This window comes from Deltaproteobacteria bacterium, from assembly GCA_016875395.1.
In the GTDB taxonomy this organism is placed as follows: Bacteria; Myxococcota_A; UBA9160; order UBA9160; family UBA6930; genus VGRF01.
Genome location: VGRF01000060.1, coordinates 1 through 4,934 on the forward strand (window position 1 = coordinate 1; position 4,934 = coordinate 4,934).

A 4,934-nucleotide genomic window follows, 5' to 3' on the forward strand; every position below is an offset into this window, starting at 1 on the left:
TCGCAGGGCGGGGGGCGCGGCGTCCCGTCGCCGCACCCGGATCGGCTTGATTTCCCCGCCTATAGGCGACGAAACGGTCCGGCGGTGCTGGATTTGTCATAACGTTCGTTCGCGACCCAGCGGGAAATCGCGCTTGTTCTTCCTATCCCCTCGAGGAAGTGTTTGCCGTTGCTCTGCAAGTCGGGCAGTGCTTCGTGCGCAGCCATACGCGTCAGCGATTCCTCCGGGGCTCCCACCGCGCGGCGCCGATCTTCCGCGCGGAGTGCTGTGCGATCACTTCTTCAGGAAACCCACGACCTCGCTCACCACGCGCTCGATCTGCGCGTCGGTCAGCTCCGGAAAAATCGGTAGCGCGAGCGTCTCGAGCGCTGCAGCTTCGCTCACCGGCAGCTCGCCGGCCTGATAGCCGTGCGCTGCGAAGCAAGGTTGCAGGTGCAGCGGTTTGGGGTAGTAGATGCTGGCGCCGATCCCCGACGCGCCAAGGTGTTCCTTCAGCGCATCGCGCTTGGCGGCTGGCACGCGCACGACGTATTGGTTCCACACGTGGCGCGCGGGCTCCGTTGGCGGACGCGGGATGCGCAACGCGAGGCCACCGGCCGCGAGCGGCACGCTCGAGTCCGCAGCGCCTTCGCTCGCGAACAGCGCCGCGTAGTGGGAGGCCGCGCGAGCGCGTTCGGTGTTCCACGCGTCGAGGTGCGGGAGCTTCACGCGCAACACGGCCGCCTGCAGCGTGTCGAGGCGCGAGTTCATGCCCACTTCGTCGTGGAAGTACTTCTGCGCGGCCCCGTGCGCCCGAAGGCGGCGCAGGTGCTCGGCCTGTTTCGGGTCGCCAGTCGTCAGGGCACCGCCGTCTCCGTAGCAACCGAGATTCTTGCTCGGGAAGAAGCTGAAGCACGCGAGGCCTGCGCAGCCCAGCTTGCAGCCCCGAGCGTCGATCGCGCCAATCGCCTGCGCGGCGTCGTGCACGATCGCTGCGCCTCGCGCACGGATCGCGTCGTCGAGCTCGGGCTCGCAGGCTTGACCGAAGAGATGCACGGGGATTACTGCCTTGACCTTCGGTCGGCTCAGCAACGCGCGCTCGAGAGTCTCGAGGCTCATGTTGTAGGTGGAGGGATCGACGTCTGTGAACACGATCCGAAGGCCCAAGCGCGCGATCGCACCCGCCGTCGCGAAGAACGTGTAGGTTGGGCACGCCACCGCGTCGCCCGGCCGCAGCCCGAGCTCCATCAACGCGAGGATCAGCGCATCGCTTCCGCTCGCGCACGCCACCGCGTACCGCGCGTCGCAGTATTCAGCGAGCTCGCGCTCGAACATGCCGACCTCTGGGCCGAGAATGAACTTCTGCTCTTCGAGCACCTTGTTCATCGCGGCGGCGAGCTCGTGCTGCAGTGTCTCGTACTGCGGCGTCAGGTCGAGCTGTGGAATCGGTACGGGCTTCATCGGGGTTCCGGCCTCTCCTGTCTGAACTTTGCGCGGCTCAGCCGTTGGTGGCGCTCACTGATTCTCGTGCACGACGTCGAGGTCGTCGGCGAGCAGGCGGTAGACGTTCGCGCAGCGGGGGCACGTCACGTCCCCGCGGCCCCTGGGCAGCGTCTCGCCGCAGCGGCACGCCCAGCCGATGCGCTTCGCCGGCGTGCCGACCATGAGCGCGTAGGGCCGGACGTCGCGGTTCACGACGGCGCCAGCACCGATGAACGCGTACTCGCCAATGATCCGACCGCACACAATCGTGGCGTTTGCTCCGAGCGTCGCGCCGCGCTTCACCAGCGTGGCCGCGTACTCGTCTTTGCGTGAGATCTCAGCGCGGGGATGCAGCACGTTCGTGAACACGATCGAGGGCCCACAAAAGACGAAGTCCTGGAGTGTGACGCCGGTGTAGAGCGAGACGTTGTTCTGGATCTTGCAGCCGTCGCCAATCGCCACGCCGCTGGCGACCATCACGTTCTGCCCGAGCGAGCAGTTCTTGCCAATGCGGGCGTTTGCGAGCACGTGGCCAAAGTGCCAGATGCGAGTGCCGGCGCCAATCTCGCAGGGTAGGTCGACCGAGACGCTCTCGTGCAGGAAGACGCCCGGGAATTTTTCCGCCAGCGGGTGCACGGCGCTCCGTCCCTCTCTCTCGCAGAAGTCTCCGCCCTCCGACCGCGCGCGTCGTCGACGATAGCGATCTTGACTCCGCGAGCACGGAGTTCGACCCGATGGAAGCGTGCTTGGGCTCGAGGAGATTCGTGCCCGCGCTCGTGCCGATTCCCGCTTAGTTCGCCAAGATCCATCAGCCGGCGCTTGGTGGCCAGGCGAACCGAGGCGGACGCGATGAGCGGTGTGGCAGTCGTAGGGGTCGGTTATTGGGGGAAGAACCTCGCGCGCAACTTTGCGCAGCTGGGTGCACTGCACACCCTGTGCGATGGTCACGGCCCGACACTCGAGAGAATCGCAGCGCAGCACAAGCCGGTGCGCGCCACGCGCAGCTACGAAGAAGTGCTCTCAGATCCCGCGATCGAGGGCGTCGTGCTCGCGACCCCTGCTGCCCTGCACTTCGAGCACGCGCGCGCAGCGCTCGCCGCCGGCAAGGACGTATTCGTCGAAAAGCCGCTCGCGTTGCACGAGGCGGACGGCGAAGTGCTACTCGAGCTCGCCCGCGAGCGCGGCCGGATTCTGATGGTCGGCCACGTGCTCGAATACCACCCGGCCGTGCGGCTGCTGACTGACCTCGTCGAGCGCGGCGAGCTGGGCTCCTTGCGATACGTGTACTCGAACCGGCTGAACCTGGGAAAGGTGCGTACGGAGGAGAACATCCTCTGGAGCTTCGCGCCGCACGACATCTCGATCATTCTGTCGCTCGTGGGAACCGATCCAGAAGTCGTGAGCGCCTCTGGCGGCGAATACCTGACACGAGGTGTCCCCGACGTCACGGTGTCCAACCTCGCGTTCCCGGGAGGCGTGCGCGCTCACATCTTCGTTTCGTGGTTGCACCCGAACAAGGAGCAACGCCTCGTGGTGATCGGCGACAAGAAGATGGCCGTCTTCGATGACACCGCGCGGGAGGGAAAGCTGAAGCTCTACGACAAGGGCATCGAGCAGCGCAGTGGCGTGCTCGTGCCGCGCCAGACGGCGGAGACGACGCTCTTCTTCGGCGAGACGGAGCCGCTGCGCCTCGAATGCGAGGCCTTTCTCGCCGCGATCGCCGACCGCAAGCCGCCGCGCACCGATGGGGCGAACGGGTTGCGTGTGCTTCGTGTTCTAGAGGCCTGCCAGGCGTCGCTCGAGAAGGGGGGGGCGCCGGTAAGGCTCAAACGAGAGCTATGAGAGTCGAGAGGGTCATCGGAGCGCACCTGCCCTTCGTGGAAGGCGACTGGGACTCAGCATCGGGCGACCCCACGAATCCGCTTTTCCATCTCCGAGAACAGCAGCGACTGGTCGAACTGGGCCGAAAAGAGTGAGAGCGCGGCCCGACCCATCGCCCGCGCCTGCTCAGGATGCTCCGTGATCCTCAAGAGGCATTTGTAGAAGTCGTCCGGAGTCGAGGGGTCGTATTGGATGCCAATCCCGTGCTCGGCGATCAGCTCCGCACTCTCACCCGAGCACGAGGAGAGCACCGGAAGACCGTACGCGAAGTACTCGAAGAACTTGTTCGGGAGCGACATCGCCGTATTTGGGATGTAGGGCGCGACTGCCGCAACACTGTTGGCGAGCAGCGCGTCGATGCGAGCCATGTCGATCCAGCCGGGGAACAGCATCAGCTCGTTGCCACGCCCAACCAGGGCATCGCGCGCGTCGCCATCTCCCGCAACCACGATCTGGATGTCCCGGCGGCCCTCGCGCCAGAGCCGTCGCGCTGCGGCAAACACGGGCTCGAAGTCGAAGCTCACGCCCAGAGTGCCCACGAACGAGATGACCTTCGCTGCTCGTAGGCCGCGCTCTCTCCACCAATCCATCGCATCCCTGTGCGCTTCCGGCGCGACCACGCTGCGAGTGTAACCGTGGTGGAACACATGATCGCGGCTCTCGTCGAAGGGCCGGCCCGCCAGACTCAGGCCGTACTCGACCTGGAGCCTCGAAACGCCCGTGATGAACGCCGCATCCCGCGCCGCCGCCCGCGCAGCCGAGAACAGCCCGCGAAGCGCGGCGCGTGCAAGTAGCTGGAGCGGGTAGGGCGCGCGCCGCACGAGTTCGTCGGGCCAGTTGTCACGCACATCGAGGATGTACGGAACCCGATGCCGCGCGGCGTAGTCTCGGATCACCTCCGCGTTCTCGATCGTCGGAATCGGGCACAGGATGAAATCGGGTGGCGTTGTCTCGTGCTTCAGGTCGGCCGCTAGGGCGCGCGCGAAAGCTCGGTGGTGCCAAGAGCGCGCGAGCGAGACGTTCGCGGAATACCCCGGCGCGTGCAGAACCTTCAGCGCAACGCCGTTGGTCAGCCGATGCGTGCCGACGCGGGCGACGTGAGCCTTGACCGCATGAGAGAAGTCGCAAGCAAACCACGTGACCTCGTGACCCCGCGCGGCGAGAAACGCACTGAACTGCCCGTACCGCAACAGGCGCTTCCCCGTCTCGAGGGGCAGCGGTTCTCCGATCTCTACGATCCAGATGCGCATGAGTAGAGTGCTCGATGAAATCCGCAGTTGGCAGTTGCTGGGTGTTGGCGCGGATCGGCAATCAAACAGCAGCGCGTTCGGTTACGCCAGCGCTCGGACGAACCAGGGACGAGCGCGGGCGCCACCCCAGAGCTTCCGGGATGAGTTCTGCTGTCGCTCCGTCCAGTCGTCGAACTGCGGTAGTGTCGATCAGTTCTCCGGAGGAAGAGCCAAGCCATGCCGCTGACCTGCTGGCATTTCTCGGACCAACGGTCTCTAGAGAACGGCCCCTGGTTGCTCTGTTGATCGACCTCGCGCGGCAAACTCTGCCGGCGTGAGATTGCCGAGGCTCGAGTGCGGACG

4 protein-coding genes are annotated in these 4,934 nt (G+C 65.8%); 1 reads left to right on the forward strand and 3 read right to left on the reverse strand.

Going from position 1 to position 4,934, the window contains the following annotated elements; all coding sequences use genetic code 11:
• Positions 1 to 273: 273 nt before the first annotated feature.
• A complete protein-coding gene (locus FJ091_21850; GenBank protein MBM4385995.1) occupies positions 274 to 1,440 on the reverse strand; it encodes a DegT/DnrJ/EryC1/StrS family aminotransferase in 1,167 nt (388 codons plus the stop codon).
• 54 nt (positions 1,441 to 1,494) lie between these two features.
• Positions 1,495 to 2,088, reverse strand: a complete 594-nt coding sequence (locus tag FJ091_21855) for an N-acetyltransferase (GenBank protein MBM4385996.1) — start codon at positions 2,086 to 2,088, stop codon at positions 1,495 to 1,497.
• Between the two features lie 222 nt (positions 2,089 to 2,310).
• Between FJ091_21855 and FJ091_21860 the strand changes: the two genes are divergently transcribed.
• A complete protein-coding gene (locus FJ091_21860) occupies positions 2,311 to 3,303 on the forward strand; it encodes a Gfo/Idh/MocA family oxidoreductase (protein MBM4385997.1) in 993 nt (330 codons plus the stop codon).
• Positions 3,304 to 3,356: 53 nt separating this feature from the next.
• Here the strand turns inward: FJ091_21860 and FJ091_21865 are convergent, their stop codons facing one another.
• Complete coding sequence (locus FJ091_21865; protein ID MBM4385998.1) at positions 3,357 to 4,592, reverse strand: glycosyltransferase family 4 protein; 1,236 nt, start codon at positions 4,590 to 4,592, stop codon at positions 3,357 to 3,359.
• Between the last annotated feature and the right edge of the window lie 342 nt (positions 4,593 to 4,934).